Below are 19,913 nucleotides of genomic sequence, written 5' to 3' on the forward strand. Positions count from 1 at the left end.
CGGTGTGGCGATACCCACACGTCGAACCCCGTCCTTTGTGCGAAGTCTCCTTTCCCCGGGGCGCTTCGATAGGCCAGGATCAGACGCCATGGACCTGCTGAACACGCTGGTGGACAAGGGGCTGCGGCGCGAACTGCCGAGCCGTGAAGAGGCGCTCGCCGTACTGGCGACGACGGACGACGACCTGCTCGACGTGGTGGCCGCGGCGGGCAGGGTACGCCGTATGTGGTTCGGGCGCCGGGTCAAGCTGAACTACCTGGTGAACCTGAAGTCGGGGCTCTGCCCGGAGGACTGCTCGTACTGTTCGCAGCGGCTCGGTTCGAAGGCCGAGATCCTCAAGTACACCTGGCTGAAGCCCGACGAGGCCGGCCAGGCGGCGGCGGCCGGGGTCGCCGGCGGCGCCAAGCGGGTCTGTCTGGTGGCGAGCGGGCGCGGTCCGACCGACAAGGACGTGGACCGCGTCGCGCGGACGATCGACGCGATCAAGGCCGAGAACGAGGACGTGGAGGTGTGCGCCTGCCTCGGCCTGCTCTCCGACGGGCAGGCCGAGCGGCTGCGCGCGGCCGGTGCGGACGCCTACAACCACAACCTGAACACGTCCGAGGCCACGTACGGCGACATCACGACGACGCACACGTATGCGGACCGGGTGGAGACCGTGCGCAAGGCGCACGCGGCCGGTCTGTCGGCCTGTTCCGGGCTGATCGCCGGCATGGGCGAGAGCGACGAGGACCTCGTCGACGTGGTCTTCGGGCTGCGTGAGCTGGACCCGGACTCGGTGCCGGTGAACTTCCTGATCCCCTTCGAGGGGACACCGCTGGCCAAGGAGTGGAACCTGACGCCGCAGCGCTGCCTGCGGATCCTCGCCATGGTCCGCTTCGTCTGCCCGGACGTGGAGGTACGGATCGCGGGCGGCCGCGAGGTGCACCTGCGCTCGATGCAGCCGCTGGCCCTGCACATCGCCAACTCCATCTTCCTGGGTGACTACTTGACCAGCGAGGGCCAGGCCGGCAAGGCGGACCTGGAGATGATCGCGGACGCCGGCTTCGAGGTGGAGGGCGCCGGTGAGGTGACGCTGCCCGAGCACCGGGGTGGCGGATGTGCCACGGTGTGCGGCTCCGAGCCCGCCGCCGGCTCCGCGTCCGGCCGCTCGGACGAGGCGGCGGCCGAGGTGCCCGGGGCGCGGACCGATCTGGTGGCCGTACGCCGCCGGGGCGCGGGGACGGATGTCGCGCCCAATGCCTGATCCGCACGAACACGTGCTGCACGGCGAGGAACTGCTCGCCCTCGACCGGCAGCACGTGTGGCACCCGTACGGTCCCATGCCGGGGCGGCAGCGGCCCCTGGTCGTCGAGTCGGCGGCCGGGGTGCGGCTGCGGGTCGCCGGGCACGGGGAGCTGGTCGACGGCATGTCGTCGTGGTGGTCGGCGATCCACGGCTACAACCATCCGGTGCTGAACGAGGCCGCCCGCGACCAGCTGGAGCGGATGAGCCATGTGATGTTCGGCGGGCTCACGCACGAACCCGCCGTCCGGCTCGCGAAGCGCCTTGTCGACATGGCGCCCGACGGTCTGGAGCACGTGTTCCTCGCAGACTCCGGTTCGGTCGCGGTCGAGGTCGCGCTCAAGATGTGCCTGCAGTACTGGCGCTCGCTCGGCCGGCCCGAGAAGCGGCGGATGCTGACCTGGCGCGGCGGGTACCACGGCGACACCTGGCAGCCGATGGCCGTGTGCGACCCGGAGGGCGGGATGCACGGGCTGTGGGCCGGGGTCCTGCCGCGGCAGATCTTCGCGGACGCGCCGCCGGCCACGTACGAGGAGTCGTACGCGGAGCACCTGCGGGAGCTGATCGGGCGGCACGCGCACGAGGTGGCGGCCGTGGTGGTGGAGCCGGTGGTGCAGGGCGCGGGTGGGATGCGGTTCCACTCCCCCGCGTATCTGCGGGTGCTGCGGGAGGCGTGCGACGCGCACGACGTGCTGCTCGTCTTCGACGAGATCGCCACCGGGTTCGGGCGCACGGGCTCCCTGTTCGCGGCCGGGCACGCGGCGGTGACGCCGGATGTGATGTGTGTCGGCAAGGCGCTGACCGGCGGCTATCTGACGCTGGCGGCGACGCTGTGCACGCCGCGGGTGGCGGAGGGGATCTCCCGGGGCGAGGTGCCGGTGCTCGCGCACGGGCCGACGTTCATGGGCAACCCGCTGGCCGCAGCGGTGGCCTGCGCCTCGATCGACCTGCTGCTCGGCCAGGACTGGCGGACGGAGGTCAAGCGGATCGAGAGCGGCCTGCGGGACGCCCTGTCGCCGGCCGTGTCCATGCCGGGAGTCCAGGACGTACGCGTCTTCGGCGCGATCGGTGTCGTGCAGTTGGACCACGAGGTGGACATGGCGGCGGCGACCCGGGCGGCGGTCGCGGAAGGGGTCTGGCTGCGGCCGTTCCGCGACCTCGTCTACACGATGCCGCCGTACATCACCGGCGACGAGGATCTGGCACGGATCGGGCGCGCGGTGTGCGCGGCCGCGCGGGAGGGCTGAGGGGATGACGCGTTCGGGAGTGCTGGTCGTCACGGGGACCGGGACCGAGATCGGCAAGACGGTGACGACGGCCGCGGTGGCCGCCGCCGCGGTGCGGGCCGGGCGTTCGGTGGCCGTGCTCAAACCCGCGCAGACCGGGGTCGCGCCGGGTGAGCCCGGCGACGCCGACGAGGTGGTGCGGCTGGCGGGCGGCGCGGTGACGCCGGTCGAGCTGGGCCGGTACCCGGAGCCGCTGGCGCCGGGGACGGCGGCGCGGCGGGCCGGGCTCGCGCCGGTGCGGCCCGCGCAGGTCGCCGAGGCGGCCGAGAAGCTGGCGGCCGCGCACGACCTGGTGCTGGTCGAAGGGGCGGGCGGGCTGCTGGTGCACTTCGACGCCGAGGGCGCGACCCTTGCCGACGCGGCACGGCTGCTCGGGGCGCCGGTCCTGGTGGTCGCGCGGGCGGGGCTCGGCACGCTGAACTCCGTCCAGCTGACGGCCGAGGCGCTGCGCGCCCGCGGTCTGGCGCAGGCGGGCGTCGTCATCGGCAGCTGGCCCCGGCGACCGGGGCTCGCGGAGCGGTGCAACGTCGGTGACCTGCCCCGGGTCGCGGGGGCGCCGCTGCTGGGGGCGGTGCCGGCCGGGGCCGGGGAGCTGGACCCGGCCGCGTTCCGTGCGCGGGCCGCCGAGTGGCTGGCGCCCGGGCTGGGCGGGACGTGGGACGCGGAGGAGTTCGCGCGGCCGGCAGGGTGAGGCGGCCGCGCGGGTCCTCCGGGGCGGGCCCGCACGGGAGAGCCTGCCGGGCGCGTTCCGCGAGGTGCTGATGCCGCTGAGTACTGCGTGCTGGGCGCGGCGGAACGGTCGCCGGTTCCGGCCGGCGTCACGAGGAGGCGGGCCGGGCGTCCGCCCTGTGAAATGGACGGCGTCCCGGGCGCGGTCGGTGGTGGGATGCGGGGCATGAGTGATCTTCGTATCCGGTCCGCGTCCCCGGTCGATCTTGACGCCGTGCTGTCCTTCTGGAAGACGGCCGCCGAGGGCACCAGCATCAGCGACGACCGCGCGGGCGTGGAGCGCCTCGTCGCGCGGGACCCGGCGGCGCTGCTGCTCGCGGAGCGCGGCGGCGAGCTGGTGGGCACGGTCATCGCCGGGTTCGACGGCTGGCGCTGTCATCTGTACCGGCTCGCGGTGCGGCCGGACGCGCGGCGCCGCGGCGTCGGCTCCGCGCTGCTGGCCGCCGCCGAGGAGCGGTTCGTGTCGCTCGGCGGGCGGCGCGGCGACGCGATGGTCCTGGACCGCAACGAGCGGGCGCACGCGGCGTGGCGGGCCGCCGGTTACGCGCCCGAGCCGCAGTGGTCCCGGTGGGTGAAGCCGCTGGCCGAGGGGTGAGCGGGAAGCGGTGCGGAGCACCGGGCCCACCCTGCTTTGCTGATCCTTTACCATGGTGAGGTCGGTCGAACCCGTCACTCGAACTCTTGTGAAAGGTGTGAGCGTCCGCCCATGGGCGAGCCTCCCAGTACCCGGTCCCTCCCCCTGCGCGGCCCACGCGGGCGCGCGCCCCTCCCGCCCCTGGCCGATCATGGGACGGAGGTGACCCGATGACCGAAGTGCTCCTGCTCACCGCCGCCGTGCTGCTCTCCCTGGCCTGTGGGGCCTTCGTGGCGGCGGAGTTCTCGCTCACCACCGTGCACCGCGGCGACCTGGAACTCGCCGCCGAGCGCGGCGAGCGAGGCGCCGCCGGCGCCCTCAAGGCCGCCCGGAACCTGACCTTCCAGCTGTCCGGCGCCCAGCTCGGCATCACCGTCACCAACCTGGTCGTCGGCATGCTCGCCGAGTCCTCCATCGCCAAGCTCATCGCCGGTCCGCTCGAAGCGGTCGGCATCCCGGACTCAGCGTCGACCTCGGTCGCGCTGGTGATCGGCACCGCCCTGTCGACCGTCTTCCTGATGGTCGTCGGCGAGCTGGTGCCCAAGAACTGGGCGATCTCCTCGCCGCTGGCCGTGGCGAAGCGGGTGGCGACGCCGCAGCGCTGGTTCAGCGCGGCGTTCCGCCCGTTCATCACGCATCTGAACAACACCGCGAACCGGCTGGTGCGCCGCTTCGGCATCGAGCCGACCGAGGAGCTGGCCTCCGCGCGCGGACCGCAGGAGCTGATGGCGCTCGCCCGGCACTCCGCGAAGGAGGGCGCCCTGGAGGCGGACACCGCGGAGCTGTTCGTGCGCACCCTGAACCTGGCGGACCTGACCGCGGAGAACGTGATGACGCCGCGCGTCCAGGTCATGGCCCTGGAGGCGCATGCCACCTGCGAGGACGTGGCGAACGCGACGCGGGCCACCGGCCTGTCCCGCTTCCCCGTCTACCGCGGCAGCCTCGACTCCGTCGTGGGTGTCGCGCACATCAAGGACGTGCTGGCCGTCCCCGCCGAGCAGCGCCACCGCAAGCGCGTCTCCGAGCTGCTGCGCGAGCCGCTGCTCGTCCCGGAGTCGCTGACCGTGGACCGGCTGCTCGACCGGCTCTCCGGCAAGCGCACCATGGCCGTCGTCATCGACGAGTACGGCGGCACCGCCGGGGTCGCCACCCTGGAGGACATCGTCGAGGAGGTCGTCGGCGAGGTCCGCGACGAGCACGATCCGCACGAGACGCCCGACATCGCCCCCGCGGGCACCGACGACGAGGGCCGGGCGCTGTACTCGGCCGACGGCTCCGCGCGCACCGACCAGCTCGCCCGGGTGGGGCTGCGGGTGCCGGACGGTCCGTACGAGACGCTGGCCGGCCTGGTCGCCGCCGAGCTGGGGCGCATCCCCGACGTCGGGGACAGCGTCGAGGTCACCGGCTGGCGGCTGGACGTCGTGGACGCGCACGGCCACCGCGCCGCCCGCGTCCTGCTGCACACGCCGCCCGCCGGCACGCCCGCCGAGGAGGAGGTCCGATGACCGCCGTCCAGTTGCTGATCGGCCTGGCGACACTGGTCGTCAACGCCTTCTTCGTCGGCGGTGAGTTCGCGCTGATCTCGGTGCGGCGCAGCCAGATCGAGCCGCACGCCGAGAACGGCGACCGGCGGGCGCGCAGCGTCCTGTGGGGGCTGCAGCACGTATCGGCGCTGCTCGCCGCGGCGCAGCTCGGCATCACCCTGTGCACCCTGGTGCTCGGCATCGTCGCCGAACCGGCCATCGCGCATCTGCTGGAGCCGCTGTTCGACGCGGTCGGGGTGGCGCACGGCCTGGTCCACCCGATCTCGTTCGTGATCGCGCTGACCGTGGCGACGTATCTGCACATGCTGCTGGGCGAGATGGTGCCGAAGAACATCGCGCTCGCCGAGCCGGTGCGCTCCGCGCTGCTGCTCGGCCCGCCGCTGGTGGCGCTGGCGCGGGCCCTGCGGCCGGTCATCTTCACGGTGAACGCCTTCGCGAACACGCTGCTCAAGCTGTTGCGCGTGGAGGTGAAGGACGAGGTCACGGCGGTGTTCTCGGACGACGAGCTGGCCCGGATGGTCAAGGACTCCTCCGAGGCGGGGCTGATCGACGACCGGGCGCAGGAGCGGCTGCACGACGCCCTGGAGCTGGGCCGGCGTCCCATCAAGGACGTCGTCCTGCCGCTGGAGAAGGTGGTCTACGCGCGCGTGGGCGTCACGCCCGAACAGCTGGAGCAGCTGTCGGCGGAGTCCGGGTTCTCCCGGTTCCCCGTGGTGGACGAGGGACGGCGCATCGTCGGCTATCTCCATGTGAAGGACGCGCTGGACGCGATGCCGCGCGACCTGCCGTTCCGGGTGCCGGACATGCGCTCCATCGCGCGCGTGCGGGAAACGACGCCGCTGGACGACGTCCTCACGGCGATGCGCGGCAGCCGTACGCATGTGGCGGCGGTGCTCGGGGCGGACGGCCGGCTCGCGGGCATGGTGACCATGGAGGACGTGCTGCGGGAGCTGTTCGGGCAGCCTGTGTGAGACCGGCGGCGGGGCCCCCGGCGGTAGGCTGCCGGGCCCCCGCCCGGGCCTGCCGCGTGCGCGCCGGGCGGCCGGGATACGATTTCTGGCGCCATGCAGAAGAATGTCGAATACACCAGTCTCGTCGCGGTCGGCGACTCCTTCACCGAGGGCATGTCGGACCTGATGCCCGACGGTTCCTACCGCGGCTGGGCCGACCTGCTGGCCGCCCGCATGGCGGCGCGCACCCCCGGTTTCCGGTACGCGAACCTCGCCGTGCGCGGCAAGCTGATCCAGCAGATCGTCGACGAGCAGGTCGACGTGGCCGCCGCCATGAACGCCGACGTGGTGACGCTCGTCGGCGGGCTCAACGACACCCTGCGGCCCAAGTGCGACATGGTCCGCGTCCGGGATCTGCTCACCGAGGCGGTCGAGAAGCTCGCCCCGTCGTGCCGGCGGCTCGTCCTGATGCGCAGCCCGGGGCGGAACGGCCCGGTCCTGCAGCGCTTCCGGCCCCGGATGGAGGAGCTGTACGCCTGCATCGACGACCTCGCCGTACGGCACGACGCCCTGGTGGTCGATCTGTACGGGGTGCCCGTCCTGGGCGACCAGCGGATGTGGGACGTGGACCGGCTGCACCCGACGCCGGAGGGCCACGAGCGGATCGCCGAGGCCGTGTGGCAGGCCCTCGGCCATGACGCCGAGTCGGACTGGCGCTCGCCGCTGGCGGCCGCGGTGCCCCCGGGCTGGGTGGCCCGGCGCGTGGCCGATGTCCGGTTCGCCAAGCAACATCTGGTGCCGTGGATCGGCCGCAGGCTCACCGGCCGCTCGTCCGGCGACGGGCTCCCCCCGAAGCGGCCGGAGCTGGCTCCCTGGGACCAGGACTAGAGCCTGTCCTCACCCTCCCGTCTGCCGCCCCGGGCACAGTGCGCCCGCAGGTCAGAAAGGGTGCGCCGACAGGCAATTCGCTCCGCTCCGGCGCCGCTAGCTTGGCCGCATCGCCCGCTGGACGGTCCGGCGGGCGGCCGAGTGCTGAGGAGCAGTTCATGTCGGATGGTGTCCAGCCGGTCGAGCCCGTCGTGCCCGTACTGGAGCCGGCGGCGGCCGCGTTCGCGCAGGCGACGGCCCAGCCCCCGTTCCTGTTCGAGCTGGCGCCCGCGGAGGGGCGCAAGGCGGTCGACGAGGTGCAGTCCGGCCCCGTCGAGCTGCCGGAGGTGGACGAGGAGTGGGTGACGGTCACCGGCGGCCCGACCGGCCGCGTGCGGGCCCGGATCGTGCGCCCCGCGGGCGTCTCCGGAACGCTGCCGGTGATCTTCTACATCCACGGCGCAGGCTGGGTCTTCGGCAACGCGCACACCCACGACCGGCTGGTGCGCGAGCTGGCGGTCGGCGTGGGCGCGGCCGTGGTCTTCCCGGAGTACGACCTCTCGCCGGAGGCGCGCTACCCGGTGGCGATCGAGCAGAACTACGCGGTGGCCCGCTGGGTCGTGGCCGAGGGCGCGGCGCACGGCCTGGACGGGCAGCGCGTCGCGGTGGCCGGGGACTCGGTGGGCGGGAACATGAGCGCCGCCCTGACCCTGATGGCCAAGGAGCGCGGGGACGTCCCGCTGCTGGGGCAGGTGCTGTTCTACCCGGTCACCGACGCGAGCTTCGACACGGGCTCCTACCGCCAGTTCGCGGAAGGCTACTTCCTGCGCCGCGACGGCATGCAGTGGTTCTGGGACCAGTACACGACCGACGAGGGCGAGCGCGCGCAGATCACCGCGTCGCCGCTGCGGGCCACCACCGAGCAGCTGGCCGGGCTCCCGCCGGCCCTGGTCATCACCGGTGAGGCCGATGTGCTGCGCGACGAGGGCGAGGCGTACGCGAACAAGCTGCGCCAGGCCGGGGTCCCGGTCACCGCGGTCCGGTTCCAGGGCGTCATCCACGACTTCGTGATGCTCAACGCCCTGCGGGACACGCACGCCGCCGAGACGGCCATCGCCCTGGCCGTCACCACGCTGCGCACGACCCTCGACGCGCGCTGAGCGCGTCGTCACCACTCTCCACGTACCGCGAACCCTGAGGAATCAGCCTTCATGGCCACCACCACGCCCACCGTCGTCCTCGTGCACGGCGCCTTCGCCGACGCCGCCAGCTGGTCCGGTGTCGTCGCCGAACTCCAGCAGCACGGCGTATCCGTGCTCGCGCCGCCCAACCCGCTGCGCGGGCTGGCCTCCGACGCCGCGTACATCGCCTCCGTCGCCGCCCAGACCGACGGGCCCGTCATCCTCGTGGGCCACTCCTACGGCGGCGCGCTCATCACTGTCGCCGGCACCACGGAGAACGTCGTCGGTCTCGTCTACGTCGCCGCCTACGTCCTCGAAGAGGGGGAGAGCCTGGGCGAGTTGCAGGGCCGCTTCCCGCTCTCGCCGCTCGTCGGCAGCCTGAAGGAGGCGACGTACCCCGTCGCCGGCGCGGCGCCCGCGACCGAGGTGACGATCGCCCCGGAGGCGTTCCCGGCGATCTTCGCCGCGGACGTGCCCGCCGCGCTCACCCAGGTCCTGGCAGTGGCCCAACGGCCGCTGGCCGCCGCCGCGTTCGAGGAGAAGGCGAGCGCCGCCGCCTGGCACACCAAGCCGGCCTGGGCCCTCGTCGCCGGCGCGGACCAGGCGATCAACCCCGAGGTCGAGCGCTTCGGTGCCGAACGCGCCGGGGCGACCGTCGTCGAGATCGAGGGCGCCTCGCACGCGGTCGCCGTCTCCCGGCCCAAGGACGTCGCCGCCCTGATCCTGGATGCGGTCCGCGCCACCGGCTGACCCCTTCCCCGCGCGGGCCCGCCTCCCTAGGGCGGGCCCGCGTTCACGTCACGGGAGTGGCCCCCGCCCGGCGCCACTCCCGGGGGGAGATGCCGTACGCGCCCCGGAACACCCGGCTGAAGTGGGCGGGGCTGGCGAACCCCCAGCGCTGCGCCACGGACGCCACGGACGGCAGGGCCCGTCCGCCCCGCGCCAGTTCGCGGGCGCACTCCTCGAGCCGGCGGCGCCGGACCAGCCGGCCCACGGTCAGCTCCTCGGCCTCGAAAAGGCGGTGGAGGTAGCGCACGGAGATGTGGTGGGCCGAGGCGATGGTCTCCGGCGTCAGGGCGGGGTCCTTCAGATGCCGGTCGATGTGGTCGCGGATGCGTGTCACCAGGTGGCCGCGGGCGCTCTCCTGCGCGGCGCCCGCCTCCCGGGCCTGCTCCGTCACCAGGACGGCGACGAGGTCGACGACGCTGGAGGCGAGCCGGTCCGCGAGGGCTGGGGCGTACGCGGCGGCGGAGTCGGCCAGCGTCGTCAGAAAGGGCCCCAGGACCGCCCCGCAGCCCTGCCCGGTGCCGATCGCGGTACCGGTGACGCGGCGCAGGTCCGCCTCACGCAGGCCGAGGGCGCGGCGCGGGATGTGGACGAGGCGGGCGGTGAAGCGCCCGGGGTGCTCCCAGAAGCAGGGGCGGGCCGTGTCGTGGACGAAGAGGTCGCCGGGGCCCACGTCGGCCCGTCGGCCGTCCTGGGTGAGCGTGGTGCGGCCCGACAGCTGGACGCCGACCACCACGAACGGGTCGGCGGAGCGCGCGATGTGCGACGCCGTGCGACCCGCGCGGTGCGCGTCCGCCTCCACCGCACAGACCCGCAGGAAACCCACCTGCGTGGCGGTGAGCCGGCCAGTGAACGGACCGTTCCCGCTCCGGGTGACGGCCGCGGGCAGCTGTACGCGGTCGAGCGCGGCGCGCCAGTGGTCGAGTCCCTCGTTCTCGGACACCGCGTCCGTGGTCAGCACCGGGTTCATCCGGCTCTCCTCTCCCTGCGTACAGCCAGGGCGGAGCGTTCGGATCCACGGCGCACACGGATCCGGGGCCGGCGACCGGCGCTCTGGTCCTGCGCGGATGCCGGGCGTCGACGTCGGCGCCCGGTTTCTCCGCCATGTCCAGACAATCAGCGCCCTGTCCCCTTCTCCAGGCAGAAAGCAGGCAGAAAACAGTGCCGGTGGCCGCGGCTACGGTGTCCGGTCCAGCTCGGCGAGGTGGCGCCGGGCGTCGGTGCGGGCCTGCGGAGCGGCGTCCGGGCCGAGGGCAAGGCAGCGGGTGAAGGCCTCACGCGCGGCCGTCGGCTCTCCTGCGCGCAGCAGGAGGACCCCGAGACGGACGAGTTCGCTGCTCTCCTGGGTGGTGTTGCCGGAGCCGTGCCAGAGGTCCACGGCGAGCCGGCGGTGCCCGACGGCGTCCTCCCACTTCTCCAGGTCGGCCAGGCCGTAGGCCATGCCGGAGTGGAGTCCGGACCGCACGTTGACGGCGATGTGGGGGGCGATGCCGTCCCCGGCGCTGTCCAGGAAGGCGAGCGTGGACTCGAAGGCCCGCAGGGACGCCTCGGCCCGGTGCTCGTCCGCGAGGATGAGGGCGTGTCCGTGCTGGGCGTTCAGGCTGCCGTACAGGTCGTCGGCGGTCGCGAAGAGCCGGCCGGCACGCTCCATGTGCGCGCCGGCCGCCGCGTACTCCTGGAGTTTGCGCAGCGCCCACGCGCTGTAGAAGTGGGCCCAGGCCTCCTGGGTGACGTCGGCCGCGCGGACGGCGGCGGCGCGGGCCTCGGCGGACCGGTCCAGGCTGTCGCGGAAGCGGCCCTCGCACAGCAGGAGGGCCCAGGCGTGGTAGTTGATCTGCGTCGCTTCGAGGGAGGGGTCGTCCAGGGCGCGCGCGGAGCGCGCGGCGGTGGCGAAGACCTCGGGCCAGTGCCCCCAGAAGATCCACTGGTCGGAGAACCAGTGCAGCGCCTCGGCCACCTCCACCACCGTGGCGTGCTCGCCGGCCGCGGCGGCGGCGCGCAGGGCCGCGAGCCAGTTGGCGCCCTCGGCCCTGAGCCACCGCTGCGCGTGGTCGGCGGACGACAGGTCGACCGTTCCCTGCCAGTCGGCCGGGGGCGCGCCGTGGCCGGGTTCGAACCAGCGGCCCGCCACCACGGTCGTCTCCAGCAGCCAGCAGTACAGCTCCGCGCGGGCCCGGTCGACGGCCTCGGGGTCCTCCTCGGCCGTCAGCCGGGTGCGGGCGAAGAGGCAGAGCAGGTCGTGCAGACGGTAGCGGTCCTGGTCCCCGCCGAGCAGTCCGGCCTCGACCAGCTCCTCCAGGGTGTCCTCGGCGTCGCACAGCCGCTGCCCGGTCAGCCGGGCGGCGGCGGGCGCGCCGGTGTCCGCGCCGGGGACGAGCGAGAGGCGGCGGAACAGCCGGGCGGCGGCCGGTGTGAGCTGCCGGTAGGAGAGGTCGAAGGCGGCGGAGACCCGCAGGTCGCCCGCGGCCAGCGCGTCCAGCCGCCGCTCGTCGAGCGCCAGGCGGTCGGCGAGGCGGCGCAGCGACCAACCGGTGCGGGTGGCCAGCCAGTTGCCCGCCACCCGCAGGGCCAGCGGGAGGTGGTCGCAGTGGTCCGCGACCTCGGCGAGGGCGGCCGGATCGGCCGCGGCGCGCTCGGCCCCGACCAGGGCGGTCAGGAACGCGGCGGACTCCTCCGGGCCCAGCGCGCCGAGCGGGAGGCGGTGCACGCTCTCCAGGCCGGTGAGCATGCGCCGGCTGGTCACGACGACCATGGCCGCGCCGGCGCCCGGCAGCAGCGGGCGCACCTGCGCCTCGTCCCGGGCGTTGTCGAGGACCAGCAGGACGCGGTGGTCGGCAAGGAGCTGCCGGTACAGGGCGGGGTGGCCCTGCGGTCCGGCCTGCGCGAGGTCGCGGTCGGGCACCTGGAGGGCTCTGAGCACGGTGTGCATGAGTTCGGCGGGGTCGGGCGGTTCGTCGTCCAGGCCGCGCAGGTCGAGGACGAGCTGGCCGTCCGGGAAGCAATCCGCGAGCGTCCGGGCGGCGTGCAGCGCCAGCGTCGTCTTGCCGGTGCCCGGCGGCCCGGAGACCGCGACCGTCACCGGGTGGCCCGGCGGGGCGCCGCCCTCGTCCGGGACGGAGCTCGCGGCGAGGGCCAGGAGCCGCGCGAGCTCGTGCTCCCGGCCGACGAAGTCGTCGATGCCGCGGGGGAAAGTCCCCACCCCCGCCGGGCGGTACGCCCCGCCGCGGCCGCCGCGGGCGACGGCGAGCAGCCGCTCCCGCTCCGCCTCGTTCAGTCCCAGTCCGTCCGCGAGGGCGGCCACCGTGCGCCGCTGCGGAGCGGCCCGCCGCCCCCGCTCAAGGTCCCCGATGCCGCGGACGCTCACGCCCGACGCCTCCGCCAGCCCTTCCAGGGTCAGTGAGGCCGCCAGCCGCAGTTCCCGCAGCGCGGTCCCGAAGGCACCGCGTCCCCCGCTCACCTGCTTGTCCTTCCCACGACGCCCTGTGCCGCCCCCCGGCGTTCGCCCTCGCATTTTATGCGGGCCCGGGGTCGCGGCCGACGGCGGGCCGGGACGGTGGAGAATCGAGGGCGGGCGGCCCCAGGGGCTCGGGCGGTGTGGCCCAGGTCACCTCCCGCACCGCGCTGACCTGTACGTTCCTCCATTCCGTGCGTGGTTCGGAGCCTGTAGGGACGCCCGGTAAACTCCGTCCACTGTTCTACCGGCGTAAAGATCACAGCAGGTCAGAGGCAATATGGAGAGCGATGTGAGAGATCATCTCTCACAATTTCTCACATCAGGGCTTTTGGATCTCCCGCGTGGAAGACGTCGAGAGCCGCCGCGGCGCCCCTCATGTCCTCGGCCGCGATGTGCACGTACTTCTTCTTCGTGAAGGCCGCGTTGGTGTGCCCCGCCCACGCCGCCAGGATCACGTCAGGGACACCCGACGTAGCCAGCACGGTCAGCACAGAGTGACGCGCGTCGTACAGGCGCACCCGCCGCAGGCCAAGATCCCGCATCAGCCGGTAGGCGTGCTCCCGCAGATGCCGCGTGTTCAGAGGCCGGCCGATCTCGTCGACGACGACGAACCCCGAATCGGTGTACGCCTCCCCCGCGGCCAGCTTCTCCGCGGCCTGGCGCACCCGCAGCTGCCGCAGCGCCTCCCACGGCCCCCGGGGCAACGGCAAGGCCCGCTCGCCCGCCGCCGTCTTCGTGTCCTTTTCCAGCACGGTCTTGTTGCCGACCATGGTCCGCGTCATGGCGATCGACAGCAGGCCCTCGTCGAGATCGATGTCCGTCCACCTCTGGCCGCAGACCTCCGCGGGCCGTAGCCCCATCAAGGACAGCAGCAGCGGAGCGAACAGACGGTCTCCGGAGATGCCCTTGATGAACGCCTGCACCTCCGCGACGGTCCACGGCTTTGCCCGCTCCCGCTCCCGCTTGTCGGTCTTCTTGTCGGCGAGCGACGGCCGCACCTCGGCGGCCACGTTCACCGGGATCAGCCGGCGCAGAACAGCACGTCCGAGCGCGCCGCGCAGGCGGATCAGGATGCCCTCGACGGTCGAGATCGCGAGGCGCTTCCCCTGCGGCCCACCCTTGCGGCGGCCCTCGACGATCAGCGCGTCGACGAAGTCCTGCACCATGTCCTCGGTGAGTTCCTGCAGGCGGACGTGACCGAGCTTCTCGTACACCTGCACCAGGCTCATCCGGTAGTTGCGGATCGTCGTCTCCTCGACGTCCCGCCGCTTGTACTCCAGCCACTGATCAAGCCACTCGGCAAGCGTGATCTTGCTGGGGGCGATGAAGGTACCCGCGGACCGCTGGTGCATGATCCGGTCGCGTTCCTGACGGCACGCCGTCGCTGTATCCCGCGTGACCGTGAGCTGTACCCGCTTGCCGGTGTCGTCGCGGCCGGCGTCGACCATCAGCCGATAGCGCACCTTCCCGCCCGACAGGACGATGCGCTTCGGCTCAGCCATCGTCACGTCCGTCGCTACCGATGCCCTCCTGCCGGCGAAGGTCGTCCGCCACGACGCCGCGCAGCTCGCTTGACCCGTGACGGCCAGCGAACTTGGCCGTCACCTTGGCGGGACCTGAGACGAACCGACGCCGTCCAGCGGGGCGCACATCTGCCTGGAACTGGTTATGCGCCGTGCCGTCGTCCCCTTCAGGCAAATTGAGCGGACGTTCACCCTCGGCCCAGTCCCATGCGACCGACGCGTCGAGCGCGCCCGCGGCGGTGACGTCGACTTGCCCCTCGGCGGTCGGCGGGAGGAGCAGGGCGTTCGGGTTCACCTGCAGCGCGTAAGCCAGCGCAAACAGGTCGTCGACGGTCACCTGCCGCTCTCCGCGCTCGATCTTCGAAACGGCGGAAGGGGCGATCGGCCTACCAAGCTTGCTCAGCTTCCCTGCCAGCTCATACGTAGACCAGCCACGCACCTCATCCCGGATGCGGCGAACGTTGACGGCCACCACGGCGGCGGTCGGACCCATCTCCACGGCGCCGCGACGCCTCTTCTGCTGCTCAGTCACGAAGAACAGAGTAGGCGTCAATTGAATCTTTCTCAGCTTCGAGTTGTCTGCTACCTTCGACTCCATGGACCCACTCTAGGTCTGAACGAACCTAGATTCAACCCGATCGGAGCGATAATGGCCGAGGAGTTCATGACTCCCAGGCAGGTAGAAGCCGAGTACGGCTTTCACGTCCAGACGCTTGCCCAGTGGCGATGGATGGGGCTGGGCCCGGCCTACATCAAACAGTCGCCGGGGCGAGGCGGACGCATCAAGTACAGGCGCAGCGCGATTGAGCGCTGGCTCAGTGAGCGCACCGTGGACCACGGGAGCGCCGCATGAAGGAGCCGAAGCGGCCCACGCTTGCGGCGATCCGCAGCACATGGCCTCCCACCGTGCCCGTCAGCGAAGCAGCCACGGCCATCGGCTGCGGCCGGTCCTGGCTGTACGAGGCCATCAAGCGCGGCGAGAGCCCCGTCAAGACGATCCCCGTCGGCAACCGGTGCGTAGTCGTCACCGCCGACCTGGTGCGTCTGCTCTCCGGGGAGGACATCGCGGCATGAGCCTGAATAACAACGAACCCCGAGAGTCCCTAGCTCCCGGGGTTCGTGAAGACCAAGCGGCGGCTGGCAGCAGGTCCGCCACCACCGTAACCCAGACCTCCGTCAGCCGGGAGCCTCTGTCGGCCCGCCCGCTGGTGCTCATCACCCGCGGCCAGGTCGAGTACACGGCCAAATGCCCCGGCTGCGACAACTGGCACCGCCACCGGCACCTTGGCGACGTACAGGGACCCTGCGGCACCGAGTACGAGCTGCAGCCGCGCAGGGCGAGGAGGCGTCGTGAGCAGGCCTGAGACCGACGAGACCGCGGTGATCCGTGACTACTGGACCGCCGCCCGTGCCCTGTACAAGCGGGGCGACTTCCCTGACTACGGCAGCCCCGACTGGTGCGCCCTCGACCTCGAAGACCCCCGCAAGATGGCCGGCCTCGTCGCCTTCGCCCAGATGTGGCTGAAGTACGGCGACGAAATCGCAGCCGACCTCAACCGGCAGCTCGCCTACCACGAACCCGCGTGGAACTACCCGACGCTCGCCGAACGGGACCAGGCCCACCACGACATGCTCGCGCGCGCCCGCCGCAGCACCGGAAAGGAGGCAGCGTGAGCGAGCCCATTCCGGAGCCGGCGCCCAAGCTTCGCGTCGTCAAGCTCCCCCGCAACATCCACGGCGGACACCTCGGCATGGCCGAACGGTTCATCGAGCAGCACGCCGATCACCTACGGCACGTTCACGGCATCGGATGGCACCACTGGGACGGCGCCCGCTGGAAACTCGACGAGGAACGCGTCGACGTCGAAGCAGCAATCGCCACCACCAAGAAGACCCTGCAAGAGGTCTTCCGCATGGACAAGGGCGAGAGGCGGGACGCCCTGTACGCCGAGGTCAAAAAGGCGGAGAGCGCAGGCGCGATCGAAGGCATCCTCAAACTGGCCGGAGCGCTCAAGCCGATCTCGGCGCCCGCCCGCGCGCTCGACGCCGACGCCTACCTGTTCAACACCCCGGCCGGGACCGTCGACCTGAACGAGGGCACCATCAGGGAGAACAGCCGCGCCGACCTGATCACCAAAGTCGCAGGCGCCCCCGTCGGCGACGCCACCGACGACGAGTGGGAAGCCTTCCTCAAGCGCATCCTGCCCGACGAGGACGTGCGGGCATTCGTACAACGCCTGTTCGGCTACGCCATGCTCGGCAAGCAGACCGAGCACGTGATGCCCATCTTCACCGGGACCGGCGCGAACGGTAAGGGCACTATCCGGGACTCGGTCATGCACGCCATGGGCGACTACGCGATCGAGGTCGACCCCGCCCTGCTCATGGAGTCCAAGCACGAACGCCACGGCGCGTTCAAGATGCGGCTCCGCGGTGCCCGCCTGGCGTTCTGTTCCGAGACGGAGAAGGGCCGCAAGTTCGCCGAGGCCACCATGAAGCGCCTCGTCGGCGGCGACCCCATCGAAGCCAACTACATGCACAAGAACCCGATCACCTTCGACCCCTCGCACACCCTCGTCATGCTGACCAACCACCTGCCCGCGGTCAGCGGCGACGACCCTGCCGTGTGGCGCCGCATCCTCGTCGTCCCGTTCGACGTCGTGATCCCCGAGGAGGAGCGGGACGGCGAACTGCCCGGACGGCTCAAGCAGGCGGCGCCCGCGGTGCTCGCCTGGTGCTACGCCGGCTGGCTCGACTACCAACGGCAAGGCCTTAACCCGCCCGACGCCGTCCGGGTCCGAACCGAGCAGTACCAGGCCGAGAGCGACACCCTCGGCCGATTCCTCACCGAACGGACCATGACGAACCCGCACGCCGTCGTCCGCTCGCGCGAGCTGTTCCAGGCGTGGTCCAAGTGGTGCCACGACGCCGGGATCAAGGCCGACGAGGTCGGCTCTGAAGTCGCGTTCGCCACCTCCATGAAGACCCGCGGATTCGAGAAGAAGGCGCGCAAGATCGGCGCCGTCTGGCTCGGCCTCATGCTCCTCGGCGACGAAGAGAAGGAAGCCGCGTGACCTGCAAAAACGCCTAGAGGGTGGTGGGTTGTGGCGGGTCTCCCGATAACTGCCCATGTGTACGTGCGTGGAGAGTTTCGGAGAACCCACCACAACCCACCACCCACCACCCGAGACCAGCCCCCAACTCACCCCTGTTGCTGCCGCTTTCGACAGCCACCACGATCAAGGAGTCACGGACATGACCAGGACGACGATCATTCTGCACGACGACCGTGAGACGACGTTCACGGTGCAGATCATTCCCGTCGATACCGGCGCCTGCAGCCACGGACACGACAGCTGCGGCCAGCCCGGCGTGCTCGCCGTCCGCAACACGATCGACCAGCAGCGGCCCGCTGAATCCAGCACCATGCGCGTCACCGTCTGCGCCGAGCACCAGGACGGTGCTGCGCGCATGCGCGACGCATGGGTCGCCGACGCCCGACAGAAGCAGGACCCAGTCAAGCACGCCGAGTTCCTCGCCACCGTGGGGGTGGCGCCGTGACCTCCCACGTCGAGCAGCAAATAGCCGCCCGGGTCGCGCAGGCCAAGGCCAAGCGGCAGCAGCGCCGCCAGCAGCGTGAGGAGTTCGCTGACAACCGCGCCCGCGGCCTCCAGGCCCGGCACACGGCCAAGATGCGCCGCTGGGCCGACGAGGAGGACGCGTGATCTCCCTCGACAGCAGCCGCGGGTACGTGACCTGCCGCCGCGGGTGCGCGCACTGGGGACCGCACGGCGCGGCCGGTCTCCTGCTCAACCACAACGGACGGCTACTCCTGCAGCAGCGCGCCCCATGGGTCCACCACGGCGGCACGTGGAGCGTTCCCGGGGGCGCCATGCAGCGCCACGAGACCGCCTACACGGCAGCCCGGCGGGAAGCACGTGAAGAACTCGGCCCTCTACCTCCGGCTCAGCTCATCACCAGCCACCGCAACGATCACGGCGGCTGGAGCTACCACACCGTGATCGCCTCCATCGCCGAGCCGTTCACCCCCGGCCATGGCGACGGAGAAGGCACCCGCTACAGCTGGCTCACCCCGCAGGAAGTCGGCGCCGCAGAGCTGCATCCCGGATTCCGAGAGAGCTGGCAGGCGGTCGCTGCGCTGCTTAAGGAGGTTCACGCATGATCCTCCCGCAGGCCCTCGCCACACCCCGCAGCCCGACCCTGTGGAGCGACAAGCAACTGCAGACGGACATCAGCCGCTACATCACCCGGCAGGCCGGAGCTCTCAGCCCCGACGTGTTCGCCAGCATCCTCGACCGCACCCACCCCAGCCGCCTGCCGGCCGTCCTGTGGCACGCATCCAAACGGCACTGCATCACCGGGCAGACACTCGCTCAGCACCTCGGCATGGCGTTCGCCCACTGCGCGCGCCCCGCCGAACTCCTGCCGCAACAGCACTGGCTGACCCTGTTCAAGCGCGCCGGCTTCACCCAAGACGGCCAGGTCGCCAAGCCACCCGCCACCCCGGCCCGTCTGTGGCGGGCAGCCCACCCCCAGCACGCCCGTCGCATGTCCTGGACACCCTCACTCGACACCGCGCACGGTTACGCGGCCGGAGACGGGCATGCCCCCGGAGCAGGCCGCATCTACACCACGCTCGCCGAGCCCCACCACGTGCTCGCCATCAATGACCGCAACCTCGCCAACCCCATCGAAGTGGAATGGGTCCTCGATCCGCGCCACCTCCACATCACCGAAGAGACCCCGGCATGACTGCCCGCCGGCGCTGCGTCTCCTGCGGCCGGCCCCTTCCCGGCAAGCGCGGACGCGCGTGCGTGCGCGGCTGCGGCGCCCACCACTGCCGAACCCCCCACATCCCCCCATGCAACGACGTCCACGGCGGGCAATGCGCCCACCTCCAACTCCCCGACGAGGAACAGCCATGACCGACAACGGCAAGCAGATGACCACCCTCATCCGAAGCCAGCACCAGCGCACCACCAGCCCCGCACAGGACAAGACCGACGAGATCCGCGGCTACTACAAGCAGGGACTCCAGCAGATCCGCGGCACCCGCAACATGCACCCCGACGCCCGACGCATCGAAATCGCCCGCCTCTACGCCACCACCCAGGCCGCACTCAAGAAGGTGCAGCAGGAGCAGATCAAGGCCGACCAGGAGACGTTCGCCCAGCTGGAACGCCAGCTGTGGGGCTACGACGACGTGCGCGCCAACGCGTACACCAGCGCCGAGAAGGCCGCAGTCGACAGCACCGTCCGAGACGCGCAGGACCGGGCCGCCAAGCTGAAGAAGCCCGACGAAGCCGCACGCGCCCTCACCAGCGCCGAGCAAGGCGGCGACAAAGTACTCGCCCGCGCCATCGCCAAGCGCGCCCACGACATGAACTGGGACCACGTCCTGCAGGGCTACCTCGACACCAGGCCCACCGAAGCCGAGCGCTACCAGCAGGCAGGCGACATCTACGCACGACAGCACACCACAGCCGGCGCACTCACCCACGGCTTCCTCGGCGCCCTCCCCGCCCCCGACGAACTGCGAGGCGTGAGCAGCAAGGACATCGAGGCCATGGCCGACCCCGGCGACACCGGGCCCACGGCCGCATAGATCCGGCGTCAACGTCACCCGACCACGGTGAAGGCCAGCCGTGCCAGGG

22 protein-coding genes are annotated in these 19,913 nt (G+C 72.0%); 18 read left to right on the forward strand and 4 right to left on the reverse strand.

Translation table 11 applies throughout. The features are described 5' to 3' along the window. Window positions 1-88: 88 nt before the first annotated feature. The 9 genes from bioB to ABZY33_RS05810 all read left to right on the forward strand — a co-directional run bounded on the left by bioB (window position 89) and on the right by ABZY33_RS05810 (window position 9,225). Window positions 89-1,246: a biotin synthase BioB gene (gene bioB / locus ABZY33_RS05770; RefSeq protein ID WP_356490209.1), complete on the forward strand. Its 1,158-nt coding sequence runs from the start codon at window positions 89-91 to the stop codon at window positions 1,244-1,246. After that, window positions 1,239-2,531, forward strand: a complete 1,293-nt coding sequence (locus tag ABZY33_RS05775; RefSeq protein WP_356490210.1) for an adenosylmethionine--8-amino-7-oxononanoate transaminase — start codon at window positions 1,239-1,241, stop codon at window positions 2,529-2,531. The genes bioB and ABZY33_RS05775 overlap by 8 nt, the downstream gene beginning before the upstream one ends. A 4-nt stretch (window positions 2,532-2,535) precedes the next feature. Next, window positions 2,536-3,261 carry a dethiobiotin synthase gene (gene bioD, locus ABZY33_RS05780; protein ID WP_356490211.1) on the forward strand — a complete coding sequence of 242 codons (726 nt, stop codon included), beginning with the start codon at window positions 2,536-2,538 and terminating at the stop codon, window positions 3,259-3,261. Between the two features lie 204 nt (window positions 3,262-3,465). Beyond that, entirely contained in the window at window positions 3,466-3,894 is a 429-nt protein-coding gene (locus ABZY33_RS05785; RefSeq protein ID WP_356490212.1) for a GNAT family N-acetyltransferase, read from the forward strand. A gap of 209 nt (window positions 3,895-4,103) precedes the next feature. After that, window positions 4,104-5,438: a hemolysin family protein gene (locus ABZY33_RS05790; protein ID WP_356490213.1), complete on the forward strand. Its 1,335-nt coding sequence runs from the start codon at window positions 4,104-4,106 to the stop codon at window positions 5,436-5,438. Beyond that, window positions 5,435-6,448: a hemolysin family protein gene (locus ABZY33_RS05795; RefSeq protein ID WP_356490214.1), complete on the forward strand. Its 1,014-nt coding sequence runs from the start codon at window positions 5,435-5,437 to the stop codon at window positions 6,446-6,448. Before ABZY33_RS05790 ends, ABZY33_RS05795 begins: the two co-directional genes overlap by 4 nt. Before the next feature lie 93 nt (window positions 6,449-6,541). Beyond that, entirely contained in the window at window positions 6,542-7,315 is a 774-nt protein-coding gene (locus ABZY33_RS05800; RefSeq protein ID WP_356490215.1) for an SGNH/GDSL hydrolase family protein, read from the forward strand. Between the two features lie 158 nt (window positions 7,316-7,473). Continuing rightward, window positions 7,474-8,454 carry an alpha/beta hydrolase gene (locus ABZY33_RS05805; RefSeq protein WP_356490216.1) on the forward strand — a complete coding sequence of 327 codons (981 nt, stop codon included), beginning with the start codon at window positions 7,474-7,476 and terminating at the stop codon, window positions 8,452-8,454. A 51-nt stretch (window positions 8,455-8,505) separates the two neighbouring features. Continuing rightward, on the forward strand, window positions 8,506-9,225 hold the full coding sequence (locus tag ABZY33_RS05810; protein WP_356490217.1) for an alpha/beta hydrolase: 720 nt from the start codon (window positions 8,506-8,508) through the stop codon (window positions 9,223-9,225). A gap of 43 nt (window positions 9,226-9,268) precedes the next feature. Here ABZY33_RS05810 and ABZY33_RS05815 read toward each other — a convergent pair whose 3' ends face one another. The 4 genes from ABZY33_RS05815 to ABZY33_RS05830 form a co-directional block, all read right to left on the reverse strand. Beyond that, window positions 9,269-10,231: a helix-turn-helix domain-containing protein gene (locus ABZY33_RS05815; protein WP_356490218.1), complete on the reverse strand. Its 963-nt coding sequence runs from the start codon at window positions 10,229-10,231 to the stop codon at window positions 9,269-9,271. Window positions 10,232-10,438: 207 nt separating this feature from the next. Next, complete coding sequence (locus ABZY33_RS05820; RefSeq protein ID WP_356490219.1) at window positions 10,439-12,718, reverse strand: helix-turn-helix domain-containing protein; 2,280 nt, start codon at window positions 12,716-12,718, stop codon at window positions 10,439-10,441. A 311-nt stretch (window positions 12,719-13,029) separates the two neighbouring features. Next, complete coding sequence (locus tag ABZY33_RS05825) at window positions 13,030-14,217, reverse strand: tyrosine-type recombinase/integrase (protein ID WP_356490220.1); 1,188 nt, start codon at window positions 14,215-14,217, stop codon at window positions 13,030-13,032. After that, window positions 14,210-14,836, reverse strand: coding sequence for a helix-turn-helix transcriptional regulator (locus ABZY33_RS05830; RefSeq protein ID WP_356490221.1), 627 nt, complete (start codon window positions 14,834-14,836; stop codon window positions 14,210-14,212). The genes ABZY33_RS05825 and ABZY33_RS05830 overlap by 8 nt, the downstream gene beginning before the upstream one ends. Before the next feature lie 51 nt (window positions 14,837-14,887). On the opposite strand from ABZY33_RS05830, the gene ABZY33_RS05835 reads away from it, so the two are divergent. The 9 genes from ABZY33_RS05835 (at window position 14,888) to ABZY33_RS05875 (ending at window position 19,864) form a co-directional block, all read left to right on the forward strand. After that, window positions 14,888-15,091, forward strand: a complete 204-nt coding sequence (locus ABZY33_RS05835) for a helix-turn-helix domain-containing protein (protein WP_356490222.1) — start codon at window positions 14,888-14,890, stop codon at window positions 15,089-15,091. Then, the gene (locus tag ABZY33_RS05840) at window positions 15,088-15,312 is read left to right on the forward strand and encodes a DNA-binding protein (RefSeq protein WP_356490223.1); all 225 of its coding nucleotides are present in this window, start codon (window positions 15,088-15,090) and stop codon (window positions 15,310-15,312) included. Before ABZY33_RS05835 ends, ABZY33_RS05840 begins: the two co-directional genes overlap by 4 nt. A gap of 276 nt (window positions 15,313-15,588) precedes the next feature. Further along, window positions 15,589-15,912, forward strand: a complete 324-nt coding sequence (locus ABZY33_RS05845; protein ID WP_356490224.1) for a DUF2742 domain-containing protein — start codon at window positions 15,589-15,591, stop codon at window positions 15,910-15,912. Continuing rightward, window positions 15,909-17,312 carry a phage/plasmid primase, P4 family gene (locus tag ABZY33_RS05850; protein WP_356490225.1) on the forward strand — a complete coding sequence of 468 codons (1,404 nt, stop codon included), beginning with the start codon at window positions 15,909-15,911 and terminating at the stop codon, window positions 17,310-17,312. The genes ABZY33_RS05845 and ABZY33_RS05850 overlap by 4 nt, the downstream gene beginning before the upstream one ends. A 181-nt stretch (window positions 17,313-17,493) precedes the next feature. Beyond that, entirely contained in the window at window positions 17,494-17,799 is a 306-nt protein-coding gene (locus tag ABZY33_RS05855; RefSeq protein WP_356490226.1) for a hypothetical protein, read from the forward strand. After that, window positions 17,796-17,963 carry a hypothetical protein gene (locus tag ABZY33_RS05860; protein ID WP_356490227.1) on the forward strand — a complete coding sequence of 56 codons (168 nt, stop codon included), beginning with the start codon at window positions 17,796-17,798 and terminating at the stop codon, window positions 17,961-17,963. The genes ABZY33_RS05855 and ABZY33_RS05860 overlap by 4 nt, the downstream gene beginning before the upstream one ends. Beyond that, window positions 17,960-18,421, forward strand: a complete 462-nt coding sequence (locus tag ABZY33_RS05865; protein WP_356490228.1) for an NUDIX hydrolase — start codon at window positions 17,960-17,962, stop codon at window positions 18,419-18,421. Before ABZY33_RS05860 ends, ABZY33_RS05865 begins: the two co-directional genes overlap by 4 nt. Next, window positions 18,418-19,011, forward strand: coding sequence for a hypothetical protein (locus ABZY33_RS05870; RefSeq protein WP_356490229.1), 594 nt, complete (start codon window positions 18,418-18,420; stop codon window positions 19,009-19,011). The genes ABZY33_RS05865 and ABZY33_RS05870 overlap by 4 nt, the downstream gene beginning before the upstream one ends. A 169-nt stretch (window positions 19,012-19,180) precedes the next feature. Further along, window positions 19,181-19,864: a hypothetical protein gene (locus tag ABZY33_RS05875; protein WP_356490230.1), complete on the forward strand. Its 684-nt coding sequence runs from the start codon at window positions 19,181-19,183 to the stop codon at window positions 19,862-19,864. Window positions 19,865-19,913: the final 49 nt, after the last annotated feature.

This window comes from Streptomyces sp. NPDC006552 (assembly GCF_040611655.1).
Taxonomy (GTDB): Bacteria; Actinomycetota; Actinomycetes; order Streptomycetales; family Streptomycetaceae; genus Streptomyces.